This window comes from Aquabacterium parvum (assembly GCF_001447195.1).
GTDB classification, from domain to species: domain Bacteria; phylum Pseudomonadota; class Gammaproteobacteria; order Burkholderiales; family Burkholderiaceae_C; genus Aquabacterium; species Aquabacterium parvum.
In genome coordinates, this window is the sequence record NZ_LFRI01000086.1 from 1 (window position 1) to 19,479 (window position 19,479).

Below are 19,479 nucleotides of genomic sequence, written 5' to 3' on the forward strand. Positions count from 1 at the left end.
CTGGTCCTGCACAAACAGGTCGCCACCGGGCTGGCGACGCCAGAAGGCCGAGGGCTTGATGCGTGGGGTGATCATGCGCTCCATCATGCCGTCTCAGGCGCCTTCCGGATGAGAGAGGTTTCTAGAAGTGCCCCAAAGGTTTGAGTCTAGATCATCGGGATATGTGATCTGGCCGGAACGGTGATGCGGGTCATCAGCTCGCCGCGCCTAGTCTAGATCATCGGGATATGTGATCTGGCCGGAACGCCCCGCGCCGGGCGTGTCGGAGGTGAGGGATTCTAGATCATCGGAATACGTGATCTGTCCGGAACCATGGCTGCGCGCTGGCATCGTGGTACTTCAGTCTAGATCACCGCTTTCAAGAATACCGATGATTGCTTGCATCTCGTCGAAGCGGAGCAGAGCTTCGCGCGACGCGCTTTCAGAGCTCGGAATAGCGAGGCAAAAAGTCCTGATCGACGAGCCGGGTCTCGATGGCGTTGGCAATCTTGACATGCTCTGGGTTTTCGTCGGAAAAAGGTTCGTCGGTGACGCTGACGATGATCGTGCCAAGCTGCCTGTCTTTGCCGTTCGCGTCCTTACCCATGACAGGCACGAGCGCGCGAGCCTCGGGAACTTGTTGGACGGTCAGCACTCGGGGCAAGTAGAGCATCCACCCAACGCCGGGACGATCCTTGAATGTTCTGTGCTCGTAGTACCCGTTGCTTTCCAGCGCGATGAAGTCTGGACTCCAGATTAGAGCCCCTGTTTCAATCACCTTGACAATCGCTTGCCAACTTGATGAGAAAGACTTCGGTCGCCCAACAAGGGTTACGAGACTTGCGTGTTCTTGTGGTCGAGCCAAGAACCTGAGAGACGCACCCTCATAGCGTTCCATTCCGTTCCAGATAGTAATGATTTTCGGGTCGGCTTGCCCTTTTAGATTTGTTTCCAGAACGGCTTGTGCAGCGGTCGTCGGCTGACCGTTTTTGAAGGCCTCATATAGCAGTGCTTCCTCCTTGGTATCGCCAGCGAGCAACCAGTCTCGGAGGTTGGGGGAGAGCCCTTCTAGCGACACAACGAATCGTTGCAGTTCACCGAGCATGCCGCCAACTGTTAGCTCACCTTCGTGGCGAAAAGAAAGTACGAGTTCGTAGGCGTGTTTCATGGTTGATATACCGTTTCAATGCGCAACTTCGCGGATGAAAAAATCTTCGAGAAATAGCGGCAACTCAACGGCTCCATGAAGTACCACCGCAACTGCACTGGGGGCTGGGGTAAGGCAACCGTAGACTGCGTGACTGCCTGGGCCAACAGTGCTTCATCTCCCTTCCAAAAGTCTCTCCGATAGCCGAATTCGTCAAAGAATTGGTCGTACTTTGCCTTCGCTTCCTTCAAGAGGCATTCGCTTGAATCGAAGCCATCGAACGTGACACCGTTGAAGAGCCATTCTGTGATGAAGCCAGCCCCAACCGGAAGCCCACCAATTCGCGCCTGATACGCGATCGAGGTTTCAGACCAACCGGCCGTAGACCTGTTGAAAGGCGCCCCCTTGTCTGGCGGGCATTCCTTGCATTTTTCCTTCGTCCTGGTCGTGGCTTCGGTTTTGGCAATAGGGGCGCTCTTGGCCTGGTCAGCGGCCTCGCTGCGCTTCTTTGCTGCATCACGCGCAGCCTCTCCGGCCGCGCCGGCAACAACGCCGACACCAAGCGCGGCCAATACTCTCACAGCAGCAGCTTCAACCGCTGGAACAACAATAGCCACCATCAGGAACCCCTCTCAAGCTTTTTGTTCATGACCGCTAGCAGATCATCCAGCCGCTGCTCTGGCGTTGCGCCAGGCTTGCTCAAGTGATGATGGACAACAGGGTCGTCGTGTATCCATGGCGCGTCAGCAGCCAGGTACATCAAGCGCACGACGTGCGGCGTGGATGTGAATCCGATGCGAGCACCGTAGTCATAGGCAGCCTGCATGCGCTCGATCACCCCATTTCGACCAGGTTGTTCGAGCATGTCCGGCCTGTTGGCCAAGAACTGTTCGGCCACGGTCACGACAAACTGGCGAGCATCATGGGCTTGAAGTTCGCGCCATTGCGCCTCTGTCAGCGTCAGCATGACTGCCTCCCAATCCATGCACGCTTACCGTTGTGCAACAAATGCCATTCTTCGATGTGCGCGAAGAACTCCCCGCGTTGGGCCTCGTCCAGCAACTGCGCCAGGCTGACCAAAACGCGGGGGTCCCAAAACCGCAGCAAAGCCGTTCTTCCATCTGGTAGCTTGGTGTCGAGACGCAACTGCAGCAACTGGGCAAGGCCCTCAAGGTCTTGGGGCGCAATCAGCCAGGTCACAGCCGGGGCTTCGCGCTCGAGCTGCGCCAGGTCGTCGGTTCGTTCCTCACCAACTTCTGCGGTATCTACCAGCCAAGGGCCAGCGTGGGCCAAGGGCTCGTCAGGCGTGCCGGCGAACAAGGCCCTGAACCCAGGCTGAAAGGTCAGACGTTCGCTTCGGTGTTCTTGGTACTGCACCCCATCTACCAGGGCGTACAAGCGAAGCCCAGCAAAATTTTGGCGCAGCTCGGCCAGTCTCAAAGTGACATCGATGGCCATGCTCACTCCCGCAGAACGGTAGAGCTGCCGGACTCCGCTGCTTTCATCAAGCATTCAAGGCAGACGCCTGAAGTCGTTGGCGCCGCGATGCTTGCTGCTTGCGTCAAGGCGGCTGCTTTGTCGTCGGCAGCAGGATCACCCGTCAAGCTTTTATCTGACCAGGTGGCCACCGCCTGGCCAGCAATCAGCACTGCACCACATGCGGTTTTATCCCCGTGTCTGACTGGTGACTGCCCCATAGAGGTCATGTCAGAAGCCCCCGAAATGATCTGGAAGGTGCCCCGGCATCGGGGGCACGTCACCATGTCACCTGCGCGCGCGACATACCTGCCATGGATGGCGAAGGTGTAATCGGCGCTGATGACCGTTCCCCCATGACTGGTTCGGTCGCCCAGCACAACAAATGGCAACGTGGCCATGGCTGTCCTCTTCTGATTTAGTCGTTGGTTCGAAATCTAGCAGACAGCCAAGGTCGTGGGGGCGAACTTGGCGCACCCATTTCATGTTGTCAAGCGCCAGTTTGGCCAGGTGAAGCGCGACATCACGGCCAGACCATCTGCCACAGGCAGGTGCGTTCAGCCGTCAATCTGGTTATGTCAGTGCACCCTGCCATGGCCGGCGGATTTGTGCAGTCTCTCCTTAAGCGTGTTCCCCCTCCCTCTGCCTCACCAACCCCTCCCGATCCACCTGCCCCGCCAGCATCTCGACATCCGCATCGCGCACGCCACATGCCTTGAAGTGCGCTCGCCACCCGTCCACCACCTCAGCCACTCGCCGCACAGCATCGCGCGCCTGCTGAGCACTGAGCCCGAACAAGGCCGCGTCCGACAAGGCGTTGTCGATGGATGAGACCGCGCCGTCGCGGCCCACGCGCATCTGCTGATACCCCAGCGCCTGCCCGGTCGGCAACACGTCGAACGCGGGCGAGAGTTCGTACTCGCAGCGCTCGTTCATCAGCAGCACGTGGTTCTTCTCGTGGTCGTCGGTGTTGTCGATCAGGATGTTGAACACCATGCGCCGAAACAGCTCGTGCATTTGCGCCTGGTTGATGCCATCGCGCAAAGGGCCTCGGCGCCGCAGCAGCTGCGCCAGCTCGGGGTAGCCCATCTCTTCACCCGCAGCGCGCAAAGCCACGTGGGCAGACAAGGCGTGCAGGCGCAACAGGCCATCCGGGCTGGGCAGGCGGTCAAAGCGGCGCACAGCCACCGCGTGGCCTTTGGTCAAGGCAATCGCCCGGGTGGGCGCCACGTTGATGCCCGCACGTGCGGCCAGGGTCATGGTCGCGTGCTCGATGAGCGGCTCGTCCAGCAGCTCACCCGCTTCGGCAAATTTGATCACCCACGGGTGCCCATCCATCTGGATCAGCGCTTTCGGCCGGGCGCCGCCCATGGTCACGCCAGGCGCGATCAAGCGCTTGAGTTCGTCGCGAATCGGGGTGCCCGCTTCGACCTGGCGAACCACGTCGTGCAGCGCCTGTGCGTCGGCGAAAGCTGGCAGCGGGCCCTGTGCACGCGGCAGGTACACCTGGCCCGACAGCGACACCCCGAGCGCACCCAGGCGCTCATCTCCGGCCAGGAACAGGTGCTCCATGATGGACAGGCGTGCCGGGCGATCCAGCAGCCGGATGACGCGCTCGCCCCAGCGATCAGGGCGGGCGTCATCGACCGCGCCTGCGGCCGTGTCCTTGCTTGAGGGCAAGAAGACCTGGTCGAGCAAGGGCAGGTCTTCGCTCAAAGCGAAGCCGCGTTTCAACCAGTCCTCGTGATAGCGCAGGGAGGCCCCGCGCATGGACGACACGAAGCTCAGAACCCCGATCGGAACGGGGGAGTGCGGACGCCCCAACCACCACAGGTGCAGCTCGTCCCAGGGGCCGGTCAGGGCCTCTGTGTGGGCGTCGGTGATGTCGCTCATGGCTTGCTGCCTGCGCTCAGTTGCGCCGACTGCTGCAAACCGCCATAGACAGCAGACCCTTTGCGCACGGAACGCATCGACGCCGTGCGGACATCGTTCTCCAGTGCGCCCAAGTCAAGATCAGGAGGCGCCAGCTCGGCCAGGGCCTGTGCACGCCCGATCAGCCACAAGGCCGTGGCATAGCTGCCAAATGCCACCGATGGGTCGCCCTTTTCCATGCGCGCCAGCGTGGGCTCGGTGACACCGATGCGCTCTGCCCAGGCCTTTCGCGAGGCCTTGCGCCGTTTGCGTGCGATGGTCAGGTGCTCACCCAACTGCCGCATCTGCGCCAGCACGGCGGGCGGCATGCAAGCGAGGGCGCGAGATGGTTTTGGCATTCATTCATGTTATCAAAAATGCCAAAAAACAAACATCTATTTATGAAAAGAACCTGAACACCCCCCGCCCCGCCGCCTTGGCCGCGTACAAGGCAGCGTCCGCATGTCGCAGCAGCGTTTCGCCATCGGTGCCGTCCTGCGGGAACATCGCGATGCCCACGCTGCACCCGATGTGGGCCTCCCGGTCACCGGACAAAGCAAAGGGGCGCTGCATGCGCTCGATGATGGCGCGCGCCACCACCTCGGCGCCCTCCGGGCTGCTCAGGTCTTCGAGCACCACCACGAACTCGTCGCCCCCGATGCGGGCCACGGTGTCGTTGTCGCGCAGGTGCAGGCGCAATCGCTTGGCCACCGCCTTCAGCAGTTCGTCCCCGGCTTCGTGACCCATCTGGTCGTTGACGGGCTTGAACTTGTCCAGGTCGAGGAACATGACCGCACACCGGCCGCCCCCACGCTGCGTGCGCTCCAGCGTGTGAGCCAGGCGCGAGTTCAGCAGCAGCCGGTTGGGCAGCTCGGTCAGCGCATCGTGGTGGGCCAGGCGCTCCATCTGTGTCTCGGCATGGGGGATGCGCGTGATGTCGGTGTACACGCCCACGTGGTTGATCACGCGCTGCTGGTCATCGCGCACGGTGCTGATGGCCAACCAGCTCGGGAAGATTTCGCCGCCCTTGCGGCGGTTCCAGATCTCGCCTTGCCAGGTGCCCGTCTCCAGCAGCTCGCGCCACAAGTTCTGAAAGAACGCCCGCTCGTGCCGACCTGATGAGAGCAACCTCAGGTTCATGCCCAGCACGTCCGACTCCCGGTACTCGGTGATGCGCTCGAAGGCCGGGTTCACCGCCATCACGCGGCCTTGCGGGTCGCTGATCACCACGCCTTCCTGGGTCGAGCGGAACACGGTGGCCGCCAGCTTGAGGCGCTCGGCCTGTTCGTGGGCCTCGGTGATGTCGCGCGTGATCTTGGCAAAGCCCTTGACCTGCCCCTGGGCATCGCACAAGGCCAGGATGAGCACGCTGGCCCGAAAGAGCGTGCCGTCCTTGCGTTGGCGCCATCCCTCTTCGCTGTACTGGCCGTTGACCAGGGCCGTGGCCAGCGCCTGCTGAGGCTTGCCTGCCGCCACATCGGCTTCGGAGAAAAAGCAGCTGTAGTGCCGGCCGATGGCCTCGTCGGCGTGCCAGCCTTTGATGCGTTCCGCGCCCTGGTTCCAGCTGATGATGACGCCGCGGGCGTCGAGCATGAAGATGGCGTGGTCCTTCAAGGCCTCGGCCATGAGCCGAAAGCGCTGCTCGCCATCGGCCAGCTCGCTGGCCAGCGAGGCCGCCATGACGCGGGCGCGCGCGCGCGTGTTCGCCAGGCTCCAGGTCAGGGCGCAAAGCAAGGCCCCCGCCAGCGCCACGCCAGCCAGCGTCAGGGCATGCGTGTTTCGTCCATTGAGCGGCCAAAAGCCAGGCAGCGCGCTGTAGCGCACCTCCCATTGGCGCCCGTGCAACCACATGGTCAGGCTGACCTCGGGCAGGCTCTCGTCCTGCATGACGCCATCGGGCTGAACCTGCGGGGCGCTTTCAAACAGCACCTGTGGCTTGCCTTGGCTGTTGATGCCCTGGTCGACCAGGCGCACCTTGACGCGTTGCAGTTCGTCCTGGAACACGGCACCCAGTAGGTCGCCAATGCGGATGGGGCTGTAGACCCAGCCTTTCAGGCGAACGCGGCGTTGCTCGGTCGACACGGGCACCATGCCACCTTCGTAGACCGGCAGGTAGGCCAGCACCCCGGTCTGGACGTTGGCATCGGTTTCCTGAACCAATCGCACGCCACCGCTGTATGCGATGCCGCCCTGGTCACGAGCGTGCGACATGGCCTCGCTGCGCACTGGCTCGGACATCATGTCGTAGCCAAAGGCGCGCAGGTTGCGCCCGGTGAAGGGCTCGAGGTAGACGATGGCGCTGTAGTGATCCCGCTGCCCGTTGGGCGTGACGTCGTAGGCCGGAAAACCGCTGGCACGGACCTCTCGCAGGTGCTCGGGCAGGTCAGCGGGCAGGATGTGCTGCGAGTAACCCAAGCCCTGGATGCCCAGTTGGACCTCTTCCAGCCTCAAGGCCACGACGTACTCACGCAACTCTTCGCGGGTGACGTTCTGGGACGACGCGAACAACCCCGCCGCACCGCGCAAGATGGCATCGCATATCTGAAGCCGCTGAGCCAGGCGTTCATGCAGCCTCACGGCCTGCTTGGCAAAGGCTGCGTCTCGCTCGCTTTCTTCGAGTTGCCTGAGCGCGAGGTGGGTCAACAGCAAGGCCAGGACGCTGAGCGCCAGGGGCACCAGCACCGGCAGGTGTTGGTATGCGGAAGCAGGTGTGCGGGCCATGGCCAAGGGGGCATTGGGTCAAGGGGCTTGCGGCGCACATCGACACCTCGCAGGCCCGCAAGACACCCGCGCGATTCCATTGTGCGCCAAGCCATTGCCCGCTGTGTCAGGCGTTGCCTGGTGTCAAACACTGCTCGGCAACGGCCTGGGCGCCACAAGGCACCTCAGGCGGTGGACGATTTCACGACATCCAGCGAAGCCTGCACGCCGGGGGCATAGCGGACCCGGTTGCGCCCCGCTTCCTTGGCCGCGTACAGGCCGGCGTCGGCCTGCTCGATCAGCTTGTCCAGGGATGCCACCTGGCTTTCAGGCAGGGTGCACACACCGAAGCTGGAGGTGATGCGCAAGCCCGCCACGCTGGTCACCCCCGGGCCGGCTTCGGCCTCCATGCGAGCGCGCATGCGCTGGGCCACACGCAGCGCCTCGGGCAACGGGGTGTTGGGCAGCACGATGCAGAACTCCTCGCCTCCGTAGCGGCACAGAAGGTCTTCGGGTCGCAGGGAGGTTTTGAGCAAGGCCGCGACCTGCTGGATGACCTGGTCGCCCACGGCGTGGCCATGGGTGTCGTTGAAGTTCTTGAACTTGTCGATGTCGCTCATGATGCAGGCCAGGGGCGTGCCCTGCTCGCGGGCGCGAGAAAAGAGCGGCTCGGCCCGGGCGTAGAAAGCCCGGCGGTTCAGGCAGCCTGTCATCGGGTCGTGGTTGGCGAGCTTTTCAAGCTCGACGTTCTGCGTCTGGATGCGGTCGTGCGATCGCTCGAGCTCGCCCAGCGCTTCACGCAGGCGGACGTTGGCGCGGTCGAGTTCGGTGACGTCGTCGAGCGTGACCACGCACCCCCGGGGAGCGCCCTTGGCATCGCAGATGGCGGCGCAGTTCATCAGGGCCTGGCGTGCCTGGCCGTCTTCGCCGGTGATGCGCACCTGCACGCCCAGCACGGGCTCGCGGGTCTTCATCGCCACCAGCCAGGGTGGGTTCTTGGCCGCGTCACCCAGCGCATCGTTGAGCCAGGCCAGCTCCGACACCGGTCTGCCCAGCTGCGCGCCCTCGCTGGGGTAGAGCCGCGAGAAGGCCTCGTTGGTGAGCATGATGCGCTGCTGATGATCGAGCACGAGCAGGCCTTCGGCCAGGGCATCGAAAGCCGCCCTCACGCGCTCGGGGATGGCCTGGGATGGGTCCAGGTGCTGCAGCATGCGCCGCAGGTAGAAGTAATAGACCAGCAAGCCTGCCGTGCTCAGGCTGAGCATCAGGGCCAGCATGTTGCCCTGCACGGTGGCGGTCACGCTGCCACCGATGTAGATGCCACCGCCATCGTTGCCCGACACCAGGTTGCCCGCGCCCGCCGCCGTGCCACCGACGGTGACGGTGCCGCCGTCGTCCACGTACAGGCCGTAGCCGGTGTTGCCCAGGTCAACCGTGCCCGTGACATCGGTGCCGATCTTGTTGCCCTGCACGGTCACCGTGCCCGTGGTGGTGACCCACACGCCCCGGTTGCTGAAGCCGGAAATGACGTTGCCCGCCCCGGCTGCCGTGCCACCGATGGTGACGTTGCTGGCGGAGGTCTCCAGCATGATCCCGTAGGCGCTGTTGGTGCTGGTGAAGGCGCTGGTGCCAGCGGCATCGGTGCCGATGTAGTTGCCGCTTACGGTGGTGCCATTGGCACCGCTGGCCAGGTAGATGTTGTAGGCCGACGCGTTGCCGGAGATCACGTTGCGATCTGCCGCCGTCATGCCCCCGATCAGCACGTTGGCACCATAGCTCTCGATGCCTTCGGATGCGTTGCGCTCTCCGGTTCCTGCGTTGCTGCCATCGGCGTTGAAGCTGCCGATGTAGTTGCCAACGATGGTGTGGTTGTCAGAACCCGAGTCGATGTGGATGCCATCGGCCGAGAAGTCGCGGATCACGAAGCCGCGGATGGTGCTGCCGTCGGCCGTCGAGTTGAGCGTGAAGCCGTGTCCGCTGCCGCCTTCGCCATCGAGCACGATGAGCGGGTGCGTGCTGTAGCCGGCCTGGGTCGCCGCGTTCAGGTAGATCGCTTCGGAGATGGTCGGCAGCGTCGAGCTCAGCGTGATCGTGTACTCGCCGTAGGCACCCGTCGAGCCCGTGATGTTGAAGGTGACGGTGTTTAGGCCCGCTGTGTTGTTGGCCGCGATGATGGCCTCGCGCAGCGAAACCTTGCCGTCCGTGCCCTTGCTGGCGTTGAGCTGCTCGACGTTGAAGCCCGTGCCCAGGCCGGTGTCGTTGGTGTCGGCCGTGGTGTCCACCACCAGCGTGGTCGGCATGTCGAGCACCGTGATGGCGATGTCCTGCTGGTCCAGCAGCAGGCTGTCGCTGGCGTACACGGTCACGTTGTAGACGTTGTTGCCGCCACTGTCCTGAGGGTTCTCGAAGTCGGGGGCGTTCTTGAAGGTCAGAACGCCGGTGCTGCTGTTGAGGTTGAACAGCGAGGCGTCGATGCCGCCCAGGCTGTAGGTGATGGCGCTGCCCTCGGCATCGGTGGCCACCACCGTGGTCACCGACGTGAGGGTCTCGTTGACGTTGACGTTGGCGGTGGCGCCACCACCGTTGCTGGTGATGACCGGTGCGTCGTTGACCCGCGTGACGGTGACCGAAGCGGTCGCGGTGGCGCTGTTGCCGCCATACGGGTCCATCGCCACGAAGTTGATCGTGCGGGTGGTGGTGCTCGGGTGGTCGGAAGCGTTGTCGTACTGGATGGTGCGCAGCACCTGCTGGTAGTTGGCCGCCGTGTCGCTGCCGCTGAGCGTGAGCACCCCGGTGGTGGCGTTGTACGACTTGCTGATGTTGGTGCCTGTCACATCGGCCAGCAGCGACTCCAGACCGGCGTTCTGGATGTTGCTGATGGTCACCGTCATGCCGCTGAGGTTGGGGCTGACGCCGTTGGTGCCAGCCGTCACCGTGGCCAGGGTGCTGCTGGTGATGTTGACGGGCGTGTTCTCGAAGTACGAGGCCGAGTAACCGGTGCCAGCCACGCCGCCATTGAGGTCCACCGCCGGCGGCGTGGGGGCGGTGTAGTTGATGGTCAGCAGCGGACGGTAGGCGGAGGTGCCGTTCTCGGAACTGGCGAACGCGACCTCGTTGCCATCGGTGTAGAGCATCCAGCCCAGGTTGCTCGCACCATTGGCCCAGGCCTGCACGGTGCTGGTGACGGTGAAGGTGGTGTAGACGTTCTTGCTGCTGAGGTCGTTGGCGCCAGCCGAGGTCGAAGAGGCCTCCACGTTGTCGATCGAGATGCCATTCGTCAGCGAATTCCAGGTCGACGATTCATCCCAGTTCGCCGCCAGGATGCGGTGCAGGTAGGCATCACCTGTGCCGTCTTCGGTGATGTACAGGCGCACCGTGGCCGAGGTGATGACGGAGCCATCCGGGATGCTGCCCCCTCCGCTGCTGAACAGGTTGTCAAAGCGCAGCAAGACCTGTTTGGCATCGTTGTTTGCATTCAGCATGTTCAACAAGGTGTTGCTGCCGTCTGCCGTGTTCGGGGCCGCAGAGTTGATGACCGTGTCCTGCGTGCCTGTGTAGCTGGACACCCCCTGCTGGAAGGTGGCTGTGGCCAGGACGCCCTGCCATTGGGTCTGCAGGCCCTCGCCCAGCGCCACCGCAGTCTCGACCTGCCCGACACGTTGCTCCAGCACCCAGTCACCGCCAAGCGCACTGGCGCCGGTTCGGTCCTCGCTGGCGGCCACGTCGGCACCGGTCAGCAAGGACAGGTCGGACAGCAGCTGCCTGCCTTCGGCGCTGGCGGCCAGGTCGCATCCGTAGAGCAGCAGGTCGCCGTCTTCCCCAAAGGCTTGCGACCACTGCACGAGCTCACCGGCCCGCTCGGCCAAGGTGGTGCTGTCGAGCACCGCCGAGCCCAGTTGCAGCGAGCCCGCCTGCCCGTGGCTGAACACGTGGACCGCGTCCAGGTCCTGATGCTGGGCCAACCAGTCGCCGATCTGCTGCAGGCCATCTGCGTTGGCGTCCAGCCGGACCACGTCGAGCACACGGCCATCGGCCTGGGCTTGCTGCTGCAGCAAGGCAATGAGCTGGTCGGTGTTGTCGATGCCCCCATCGACGAATGCGACCTCGTGGCGCGGCGCCTCGGCTTGCGAACCCGTGGTTGCCGCGTCTTGGGTGCTGCGCACCTGGTGAGCACTCACCAGGGTGGTCTCGACCTGCGGCCCTGCAGGCGGATCAGCTTGCCAGCTCAGGCCGGGCAGCACCGCCTCGGCGTCTGCCGAAAACAGCACGCGTGGATCCAGCTCCTCCACAAGGAGGCGCGGCTGGGGCGTGGCGCGGGCGGGGGCGGGACGGCGGCGGAACATTCGGAGACAGTCCGGGGGTCAGGCCTGGTCCCAGGGGTGCCGACCGCGCCAGCTGAGCTGGCTGGCCAGTTGTTCCTCTTGCTGCAGCAGGGCCCAGCGGGCCTGCGCGGCAGCACCTTCGTGACGCCCTTGCACCCAGCGCACCGCCAGGCGCGCAACCGGCGCCGCCAAGCCGGGCCAGCGCAGCAGCAGCGTCGCCAGGCCGCGCTTGAACCACGCAGGCGCCCACGGCGACCAACCCTCGTCGCCCAGGTGCACCATACGCTCGTGCGTGCCGGGCTGGCCGCGCCGGGCACATCGCCCAGCCAGCTGCCTGTCGATGCGCCGCGCCGGGTGCAGGCCCGCGACGATGACGTGCAAACCGCCCAAAGCCTGCGCCGCATCACCGATGTGCACATCGGTGCCTCGGCCCGCCATCTGCGTGGCCACGGTCACCGCACCCGGCTCGCCGGCCTGGGCCACCACCTCGGCCTCGGCCTGGTCCTGGCTGGCGTTGAGCACACGGTGTGCGCAGCCCAGCGCCTGCAGCACGCCTGACAAGGCCACCGAATCGGCCACCGAGCGGGTGCCCACCAGAACGGGCTGCCCGCGTTCCCGACAAGCCATCACCCGCTCGGCCACAGCCTGCCAATGTGCTTGGGCATGCGCGTGCACCTTCAGCCCCAGGTCCTGACGCTGGCTGACCCGGTGAGGCGCCACGGGCCGAACCGGCAGGCCGTAAGTGGCCAGCAACTCGCAGCGCGCCTCGCTCAGGGTGCCGCTCTGCCCGCACAAGCGCAGGTAGCGCGGAAAGAACTGCTGGCTGGTCATCTGCAGCAAGGTCTGCGTGGCTGGCGCAGGCTGCAAGCCTTCCTTCAGGCCGATGAGCTGGTGCAGGCCACGCGACCAGCTGCGCCCCTGCGCCCGCCGGCCGCTGTGCACATCCACGATCTGGATCTCGCCGTCGTGCACCACGTAATCCACATCACGCTGGAACGCATGCAAGGCGGTGAGCGCCTGCGTCAACCACTCTTCTCGCAAACGCCGCAGCTGCCACTCCGTGCCCAGGTTGCGGGCGCGTTGGCCCAGCCACTCGCGGCCTGCATCGGTCAACTGCCAGCGGCCCGGGGCGGTTTCGATCACCTGCTCACCCGGCTTCATCTGCCTGGCCAGGAACAGCGCCAGGCGCCACCTGGGCAACTCGTCGTCGCGCACCTGCTGCGACAGGATCAAAGGCGTGGAAGCTTCGTCGATCAGCAGGCTGTCGGCCTCGTCAAGCACGGCCATGCACAGGCCGCGCAACACAGGCTGCTCGTGCGCAGCGGGGTTGCCCCGCCCTTCTTCCGAGGCGCCGAGCCGGTCCCGCAAATGATCGAAGACGACCTCGCGAGCGCTGGCGTACGCCAGGTCGCAAGCGTAGGTGAGACGGCGTGCATCGGGCTTGTCGTCGTGCTGGATGCAGCCCACGCTCAGGCCCAGGCGGTCGCACACACCGCGCGCCTCGTCGGCGTCTCGCTGCGCCAGGTAGTCGTTGGAGGTGAGCACGTGCACCGGCACACCGGCCAAAGCGGCCGTGGCCCCCACCAGCTGGGCCACCAGGGTCTTGCCTTCGCCGGTGCCCAGCTCAACGAGGTGGTTGTGCAGCATCCAGGCCGCGGCCTCGATCTGTGTGTCACGCGGCCACCAACCGCGCTCGCGTCGCACCGCCTCCGACACCACGGCCCGCGCCAGCGACAAGGGGTGACCCGTCAAACCCGATTGCAACAAGCCGGCTCGGGCCTGCCAGGCCATGAGCTTCAAGGCCTCGTCCGACATGGCCTGCAAGGGGGGTTGGTGAACGCGCACGCTGTTGCACAACTCGCGCACCGATTTCGCCTGGCCTCGGCCCCATTGGGCAAGCCAGGCCTTGCCGGCCGACAGCAGCGCCTGCTTGGGCCAACGCGGCACCGGCCGCATCGGGTAGCTCCCCCAGACGGGTCCCGGCCTGGGCGTGAGCCCCGCCGACCGCTCGCCCGCAGCAGACGCGGGCAGGCGACGCGCCGACGCGTCACTCACCCCAGCGCCCCCATGTGGCTGAGCAGCAGCTGACGCATGCGGAAGAACACGCGATCGACCAAGGTCTGCGGCGCCAGCGTCAGGCGCACCTGCGCGCGCGCGCCCACCCGCTCGGCCACGGCCTGCGGCACCAGCAGCTCAAACGTGAAAACCGGGGGCAAGGGGCGCGTGCCATCCGCATCCGCCGGGTCCACCTCCACCGGCCCGCCTGCGGCGCTGCCCAGTGCAGGAGCGGGCAAACGATCGAGCGCAGCAGGCACCTGACGCACCAAGTTGGCGGGCCACACCGTGCCCCTGGCGTCGGCCAACAGCACGTGCAGGTCATCATCACCCGCGCGGCGACGGCGCAAAGCCTCTCGCCACAGCCCCACATCGGCTTCGCTGACCACCACGAGCACCCGAGCGCCGCCAGGTGGCAACACCTGCGCCAGCACCTCGCCTTCGGCCACATCGCGCCCCGTCATGTCGGCAGCATGCGGCCACACCAGGCGCCCCGCCACGCCCGCGCGCACGGTCAAACCGGCGATGCGTCGCTCGACTTCGGCCAGGGCCTGGCGGTCACGGTCCACGGCTTCTTCGGCCTGCGACACCCCCACAGGGTCCGTGGCCCAGGCCGCGCTGCGCTGTGCTTCGGACGCCGCGATGCGGGCCTGGAGCACCGCTTTTTCGGCGAGCAGCTCATCGGCCACCAGCTTCATCAAAGGCTGGCCGGCCTGAACCAGGTCACCATCGCGGGCCAGCGCCTGCGCCAGGCGCGCCGGGCTGCCCGATCGCACCTGGGCTTCCTGCGGCAGCCACACCAGGCCATCGGCGTGCAAGCTCGCGGGCCAGGGCAACACGAGGGTGCACAACAAGGACGCGCTGACCACGGCCAGCATGAGCGCACGGGCGCGCCCTCGCACCGGCGCCAGCTCGGGCGCGGAGGTCACATCGGTCACCCAGGCCGCGATCGGTGCGGCCAGCAGCCCCCAAGCCACCCAGACCGCACCCGCCACCGCCAACCAGGTCGAGAGGTCTGCCAGCCAGGCCACGATCACGGTGCCAACCGTCAAGCGCCACAACCAGGCGGCTGGCGCATGCGACCACAAGGCCAGGCGTTCGGTGAGGTCAAGCCGCAGGTTCGCGTCGTCTGCGTCGGCCACGGGCGAGCCCAGCAAGCGCGCGGTCCAGGCCGTCAGGCGCTGGCGCCAGTGCGCCTGGCTGCGCCCGGCCAGGTTGGGCAAACCCGCCGCGTCGCACAGGAAGTGATAGCCGTCATAACGCATCAAGGGGTTGCCATTGAAGACCAGGGTGGAGATGCCACCCAAGGTCAGCGTGACCAGGGCCGCATCGCGCAACCAGCCAGGCTGCACCGCCGCCCAGACCATCACGGCCACCGCCGCCGCGCCGAGCTCGACCATGATGCCGGCGGCCGCGATGGTGGCTCGGGCCCAGCGATCCGGCAGGCGCAAAGACGACGTCGCGTCCACGTGCGGCAGGGGCATCAGCAACAGGAAGGTCAGGCCCACCTCGTGCGTGGCACAGCCCCATCGGCGCAGCGCCAGCGCGTGGCCGAACTCGTGCAAGGCCTTGAGCAGCGGGTAGATCAACCACATCATCAACAGCACACGCGGTTGTGACAGGCTGCTGCGCGCATGCGCCATCAGCTCAGGCCCGTTCTGCCAGGCCACCCACGCCCCTGTGGCCAGCAAAGCCACCCACATCCACAGTGACACGCGGTTGAACACCAACCGCGCCATGCCGCCCAGTCTGAGCAACCACGGCGAAGGGTCGAACAGCTTGACCCGAAAGGACAGCGGGTGCACCCGGCTGCGCGCCTGCACCTGCTCTCGAGCCAGGCCACGCTCGACTTGCCGACGCAGGTCGGGCATGTGCTCGGCCTGCAGCAAGTCGGCTTCGGCCAGCTGGCCCAAGACCCGCAGCACATCGTCCTGAGACGGCGCGTCATCGCCTTGTTGCTGGATCAGCTCGCGCCAAAGCCCATCGACCGTGAGCTCACCATCAAGCCGGCCCACGACCTCGTAAGCACGCTCGTTGACCCGATGAAAGCGGCCACTGGCCTCGTTGTGCAGCACGTACCAGAGCTGACCACGGGCCTGCTGGCGCACCACGCTGACCTGGGGCCGCAGGTGCGGCTTGAGCGTGGCCACCCGGAACCACTGCGATGACAGCAAGGACGCTTCCATGGCCTGACCTGGGTGGACTCAGAACCAGGACCAGCTGGCCCAACGCCAGGCCTGCCAGGCCTCGCGACCCCAACGCCAACCCAAGGGCTCGGGGGGCAGCTCGATGCGCGCCACACCCTGCAAGCCAGGGCGCCATCCGGCAGGCGGCTGCCCAACCGGGTCGGCAACGACCTCGTAGCGCTGGCGACCATCGACCGTGCGCGCCACCGGCGTGATTCGCTGCACCTTCAACTCGACCGGCTGGCTCGGCAGCGCCGTGAGCAGCAGCCGCGCGACCTGGCCGGTTTGCACCCAGGTGATCTGGCGCTCATCGACCTCCAGCACCACGCGCCAGCCCGTCATGGGCGAGACGGTAAACAGCAAGTCGCTGCGCTTGAGCGGCGCACCCAGCCTCTGACTCAGGTCCCCCGCGATCACGACGCCATCAAAAGGTGCGGTGATGCGCGTGCGCGCCAGCTGCTGCTCGACCAGCGCCAACTGCGCCCGCGCTTCGGCGGCACGTGCCTGGGCCTGCGCCGCCTGGCTGCGCTCACCCTTGGTGAAGGCATCGACGAAAGCGTTGTCGTGCTGCGCGACCTCGGCCTCTCGGCTGCGCGCCTGCTGCCGCAAGTCCTCGTCGGACAACTGCGCCAGCACCTGACCCTTTTGATGAAGTCGCCCGGCCTGACGTGCAACTGCCGCAGGTAGGCATCCAGCGGCGCGGTCAGGCCACGCTGCTCGGCGCCCTCGACCCGGGCGTTGGCCTGCACGCGGTGCGGCAAAGGCACGGCCATCAAAGCCACCAGCATCAACCCCGCGATGCCCAGGCCAGCCTGACGCAAACGCCGCGTCCTGGGGTCGTCTGCGGCCACCCATGCACGCCAGCTGCGCTGCCAGCGTTGCCGCCAGGACAACTCACCCTCGTGCAACAGGCGCAGCAGCGGCGCCACCGTTCGGGCCACGTCTTCCATGGCGATGTTGTCGATGGGCGTGAAGCGCCCGTCATCGCGCTCGCACAGCAAGGCGCCCAGCACCTCGCCGTCCTGTGCCAAGGGCACGGTCAACACCGCAGCCACGCCCTCGCGCTTGATGAGCGCGCGCTGCGCCAACGTGATGCGCACCGAGCCATCGGCCACGCGTGGCACGCACAGGGTCAGGCCCTGGCCCATGGCTTCGTGCATGGCCTCGGCCACGCCCCCGAGCACCGGGTGCTCGGCCAGCTGCGCACCGTGCGACAAGCCCACCACGCGAACGCGCCCGTCAACACGCCAGCCCAGCGCCACGCGCCGGCAACCCAGCGCCACGCGCCGGCAACCCAGCGCCACGCGCCGGCAACCCAGCGCCAGCGTCAGCTCCGTGCACAAGGCCGCCGTGGCCGCTCGCCAGCCGCGCTCGCGCAACAGGCCCTGCAGGGCCCGCTCGCTCAAGCGCGACACACCGCCGTCACCCGCAGGTGACGTTGGCAGCGCAGAAGCCAGGGGTTCGCTCATGATCCGGATGCTAGGGAAGGTCTGCATAAACCGCTCAGACATGTGCTTGGCCCAGACCTGATTGCCTGAGACCATTGAGCCCATGAAGCAGAGCAGCCTTGGATTGGGAACCTCGACGAAGCGCACGCGCCGTCGCGAGTTCCTCGACGAGATGGACCGGGTGGTGCCGTGGTCCGACCTGGTGGCGGAGATCGCGCCGTTCATGCCCGAAGGCAAACGCGGCCGTCCGCCGTTCCCGGTGGAGTCGCTGCTGCGCATCCACTTCATGCAGCAGTGGTTCACGCTGAGCGACCCGGCGATGGAAGAAGCGCTGCACGACATGCCGCTGTTCCGTGACTTCGCTGGTCTGGGTGGCTGGGACGACCGACTGCCTGACGAGAGCACCATCTTGCGGTTCCGTCATGCGCTGGAGAAGAACAAGCTGGCCGAGCGGATCCTGGCAACAGTCAACCTGCTGCTGGGTGCCAAAGGCCTGATGCTGCGCAGTGGCACGGTGGTCGATGCCACGCTGATCTCGGCACCGAGCTCGACCAAGAACGCCAGCGGTGAGCGCGACCCGGAGATGGTGAGCGGCGCGAGCGCACAGCCGCGAACGAGCAAGAAGGGCCAGCAGTGGTTCTTCGGCATGAAGGCGCACATCGGCGTGGACGCCGACTCGGGTCTGGTTCACACCGTGCGCGGCACGGCCGGTCACGTCAACGATGTGGTCGAGGCCAACAGTTTGCTGCACGGTCAAGAGATGGATGTGTTTGCCGACGCCGGCTACCAAGGTGCGCACAAGCGACCCGACGCCAAAGAAGATGTGACGTGGCATGTGGCCATGCGTCCGGGCTTGCGCAAGCTGCTGGACAAGGCCGACCCGATGGATGCGCTGACCGAACAGGTCGAGCGGATCAAGGCCAGCATCCGCGCCAAGGTGGAGCACCCATTCCGAGTCATCAAGCGCCAGTTCGGCCACGTGAAGGTGCGCTACCGCGGTCTGGCCAAGAACACGGCGCAGTTGCAAACGCTGTTTGCGCTGGCCAATCTGTGGATGGTGCGCAGGCGCTTGATGGGGAGCCTGGCATGAGTGCGCCCTGCGCATGGGAAATGGGCGCGAAACGCGCTCAAAACGCCTGCCGCAAGAGCGTTCAGCCGCCGTTCCGGTCATGTCAGCACACCCAGCCATGGTCAGCGCTCATTTGTGCAGACCTTCCCTAGGCCGGACGCCCCACATTCAACGCGGCAAACAAGGGGGCACAAACGTGCCGTTTCTCACGGATGGCACCAGCGCTTGCACAACCAGACGGTCGCCGAGCAGACCAGCCACCTGGAGGCGCCCCTCAGCGCGCCGCCATCACCTCCTGCGCATAGGCTTCGCCGGCCACCACCGGGTCACCGCTGCGCTCGAAGGCCTTGAGCCAGGTGTCGTAGCGCCCCATCTCCTGGTGCTGCCATGGGTGAAAGCCTGGCTTGAAGTAGCTCAGGTAAAAACCGGCCGCCGGCAGGAACACCCCGCCCGGCTTGTACAACCACCAGGCGCCCTTGGCCAGCATCTTCATGCGCGACCAGAAACCAAAGCCATCGTCCTTGAGCATGCGGTTGACCATGTACCAGTTGCCAATCGGGTACTCGATGCTGAAGTAGATCAGGCCGGCGATGCGCGTGAAGTAGCTCGCCTTGGCCACCTTGGTGAGCACGTCGAAGCACACGGCCTTGTGCTCGACCTCTTCGATTGAATGCCAGGCGTACATCGCGCGGATGCGGTGGTCGAACCCTTCGATGATGTCGGGCCGCTCCATGAAGGTGGTGCACATCATGGCCGTGAGGTGCTCGGCCGCAGCGGTGTAGGCCAGGTTGAAGGACTTGGGCCACACCTTGAGCTGCCACTTGAACTTGTTGTCCAGGAAGCGCTGCGTCCAGCCCACGTTCAGGCCCTGCTTTTCGAGCATCTCGTTGAACTGCGCGTGCACGATGCCGTGCTGCGCTTCCTGCCGTGTGAAGTCCTTGACCTCCTGCAGCAACTTCGGGTCGGTGACCTGGTCGCGGTAGGCGCGCACGCTGCTGATGAAGTAGCGCTCACCGATCGGAAACGTCAGCGACATGGCGTCGAAGAAGCGGGTTTTGTAGGGATCGCCTCCGTTCCAGAAGCGCGGGATGTGCTCGTCGAGCTGGAAGTCGAGCTTTTCACGCGCCTGCATGGGGCGGGATTGCTGCTGTGCGTGGGTTGGCTGCGGGGTCATGGGTGTCTCCTC

14 protein-coding genes and 1 pseudogene are annotated in these 19,479 nt (G+C 65.6%); 1 reads left to right on the forward strand and 14 read right to left on the reverse strand.

What is annotated here, in order from left to right:
- Nucleotides 1-421 precede the first annotated feature (421 nt).
- The 13 genes and pseudogenes from ABG80_RS02920 to ABG80_RS23360 form a co-directional block, all read right to left on the reverse strand.
- Nucleotides 422-1,147: an immunity 52 family protein gene (locus ABG80_RS02920; RefSeq protein ID WP_083505761.1), complete on the reverse strand. Its 726-nt coding sequence runs from the start codon at nucleotides 1,145-1,147 to the stop codon at nucleotides 422-424.
- Nucleotides 1,144-1,746 carry a restriction endonuclease fold toxin 5 domain-containing protein gene (locus ABG80_RS02925; protein ID WP_058086286.1) on the reverse strand — a complete coding sequence of 201 codons (603 nt, stop codon included), beginning with the start codon at nucleotides 1,744-1,746 and terminating at the stop codon, nucleotides 1,144-1,146. Before ABG80_RS02925 ends, ABG80_RS02920 begins: the two co-directional genes overlap by 4 nt.
- On the reverse strand, nucleotides 1,746-2,093 hold the full coding sequence (locus ABG80_RS02930; protein WP_058086287.1) for a hypothetical protein: 348 nt from the start codon (nucleotides 2,091-2,093) through the stop codon (nucleotides 1,746-1,748). The genes ABG80_RS02925 and ABG80_RS02930 overlap by 1 nt, the downstream gene beginning before the upstream one ends.
- Nucleotides 2,087-2,584 (reverse strand): DUF4123 domain-containing protein, encoded by a 498-nt coding sequence (locus ABG80_RS02935; protein ID WP_058086327.1) that lies wholly within the window; start codon nucleotides 2,582-2,584, stop codon nucleotides 2,087-2,089. Before ABG80_RS02935 ends, ABG80_RS02930 begins: the two co-directional genes overlap by 7 nt.
- Nucleotides 2,585-2,586: 2 nt before the next feature.
- On the reverse strand, nucleotides 2,587-3,003 hold the full coding sequence (locus ABG80_RS21140; RefSeq protein WP_083505762.1) for a PAAR domain-containing protein: 417 nt from the start codon (nucleotides 3,001-3,003) through the stop codon (nucleotides 2,587-2,589).
- A gap of 220 nt (nucleotides 3,004-3,223) precedes the next feature.
- The gene (locus tag ABG80_RS02940) at nucleotides 3,224-4,495 is read right to left on the reverse strand and encodes a type II toxin-antitoxin system HipA family toxin (protein WP_058086288.1); all 1,272 of its coding nucleotides are present in this window, start codon (nucleotides 4,493-4,495) and stop codon (nucleotides 3,224-3,226) included.
- On the reverse strand, nucleotides 4,492-4,872 hold the full coding sequence (locus ABG80_RS02945; protein ID WP_058086289.1) for a helix-turn-helix domain-containing protein: 381 nt from the start codon (nucleotides 4,870-4,872) through the stop codon (nucleotides 4,492-4,494). The genes ABG80_RS02940 and ABG80_RS02945 overlap by 4 nt, the downstream gene beginning before the upstream one ends.
- 40 nt (nucleotides 4,873-4,912) lie before the next feature.
- Nucleotides 4,913-7,234 carry a sensor domain-containing diguanylate cyclase gene (locus ABG80_RS02950; protein ID WP_058086290.1) on the reverse strand — a complete coding sequence of 774 codons (2,322 nt, stop codon included), beginning with the start codon at nucleotides 7,232-7,234 and terminating at the stop codon, nucleotides 4,913-4,915.
- Between the two features lie 164 nt (nucleotides 7,235-7,398).
- Nucleotides 7,399-11,556 (reverse strand): DUF4347 domain-containing protein, encoded by a 4,158-nt coding sequence (locus ABG80_RS02955; protein ID WP_058086291.1) that lies wholly within the window; start codon nucleotides 11,554-11,556, stop codon nucleotides 7,399-7,401.
- Between the two features lie 18 nt (nucleotides 11,557-11,574).
- Complete coding sequence (locus ABG80_RS02960; protein WP_152987426.1) at nucleotides 11,575-13,590, reverse strand: preprotein translocase subunit SecA; 2,016 nt, start codon at nucleotides 13,588-13,590, stop codon at nucleotides 11,575-11,577.
- Nucleotides 13,587-15,776 carry a PqqD family peptide modification chaperone gene (locus ABG80_RS02965; protein WP_058086293.1) on the reverse strand — a complete coding sequence of 730 codons (2,190 nt, stop codon included), beginning with the start codon at nucleotides 15,774-15,776 and terminating at the stop codon, nucleotides 13,587-13,589. Before ABG80_RS02965 ends, ABG80_RS02960 begins: the two co-directional genes overlap by 4 nt.
- An 18-nt stretch (nucleotides 15,777-15,794) precedes the next feature.
- Nucleotides 15,795-16,631, reverse strand: coding sequence for an efflux RND transporter periplasmic adaptor subunit (locus ABG80_RS23355; protein ID WP_083505763.1), 837 nt, complete (start codon nucleotides 16,629-16,631; stop codon nucleotides 15,795-15,797).
- Nucleotides 16,632-16,711: 80 nt separating this feature from the next.
- Nucleotides 16,712-17,329, reverse strand: a pseudogene (locus tag ABG80_RS23360) (GAF domain-containing protein); the annotation flags it as partial.
- On the opposite strand from ABG80_RS23360, the gene ABG80_RS02980 reads away from it, so the two are divergent.
- On the forward strand, nucleotides 17,328-18,314 hold the full coding sequence (locus ABG80_RS02980; RefSeq protein WP_058086296.1) for an IS5 family transposase: 987 nt from the start codon (nucleotides 17,328-17,330) through the stop codon (nucleotides 18,312-18,314). The pseudogene ABG80_RS23360 and the gene ABG80_RS02980 sit on opposite strands and share 2 nt — an antisense overlap.
- A gap of 253 nt (nucleotides 18,315-18,567) precedes the next feature.
- Here the strand turns inward: ABG80_RS02980 and ABG80_RS02985 are convergent, their stop codons facing one another.
- Complete coding sequence (locus ABG80_RS02985) at nucleotides 18,568-19,467, reverse strand: metal-dependent hydrolase (RefSeq protein ID WP_058086297.1); 900 nt, start codon at nucleotides 19,465-19,467, stop codon at nucleotides 18,568-18,570.
- Nucleotides 19,468-19,479: the final 12 nt, after the last annotated feature.

What these genes read in the sequence shown, in the direction of transcription:
- ABG80_RS02920 (WP_083505761.1), bottom strand. Translation starts at nt 1,147, where the DNA reads ATGAAACACGCCTACGAACTCGTACTTTCTTTTCGCCACGAAGGTGAG.
- ABG80_RS02925 (WP_058086286.1), bottom strand. Translation starts at nt 1,746, where the DNA reads ATGGTGGCTATTGTTGTTCCAGCGGTTGAAGCTGCTGCTGTGAGAGTA.
- ABG80_RS02930 (WP_058086287.1), bottom strand. Translation starts at nt 2,093, where the DNA reads ATGCTGACGCTGACAGAGGCGCAATGGCGCGAACTTCAAGCCCATGAT.
- ABG80_RS02935 (WP_058086327.1), bottom strand. Translation starts at nt 2,584, where the DNA reads ATGGCCATCGATGTCACTTTGAGACTGGCCGAGCTGCGCCAAAATTTT.
- ABG80_RS21140 (WP_083505762.1), bottom strand. Translation starts at nt 3,003, where the DNA reads ATGGCCACGTTGCCATTTGTTGTGCTGGGCGACCGAACCAGTCATGGG.
- ABG80_RS02940 (WP_058086288.1), bottom strand. Translation starts at nt 4,495, where the DNA reads ATGAGCGACATCACCGACGCCCACACAGAGGCCCTGACCGGCCCCTGG.
- ABG80_RS02945 (WP_058086289.1), bottom strand. Translation starts at nt 4,872, where the DNA reads ATGCCAAAACCATCTCGCGCCCTCGCTTGCATGCCGCCCGCCGTGCTG.
- ABG80_RS02950 (WP_058086290.1), bottom strand. Translation starts at nt 7,234, where the DNA reads ATGGCCCGCACACCTGCTTCCGCATACCAACACCTGCCGGTGCTGGTG.
- ABG80_RS02955 (WP_058086291.1), bottom strand. Translation starts at nt 11,556, where the DNA reads ATGTTCCGCCGCCGTCCCGCCCCCGCCCGCGCCACGCCCCAGCCGCGC.
- ABG80_RS02965 (WP_058086293.1), bottom strand. Translation starts at nt 15,776, where the DNA reads ATGGAAGCGTCCTTGCTGTCATCGCAGTGGTTCCGGGTGGCCACGCTC.
- ABG80_RS23355 (WP_083505763.1), bottom strand. Translation starts at nt 16,631, where the DNA reads ATGGGTGGCCGCAGACGACCCCAGGACGCGGCGTTTGCGTCAGGCTGG.
- ABG80_RS02980 (WP_058086296.1), top strand. Translation starts at nt 17,328, where the DNA reads ATGAAGCAGAGCAGCCTTGGATTGGGAACCTCGACGAAGCGCACGCGC.
- ABG80_RS02985 (WP_058086297.1), bottom strand. Translation starts at nt 19,467, where the DNA reads ATGACCCCGCAGCCAACCCACGCACAGCAGCAATCCCGCCCCATGCAG.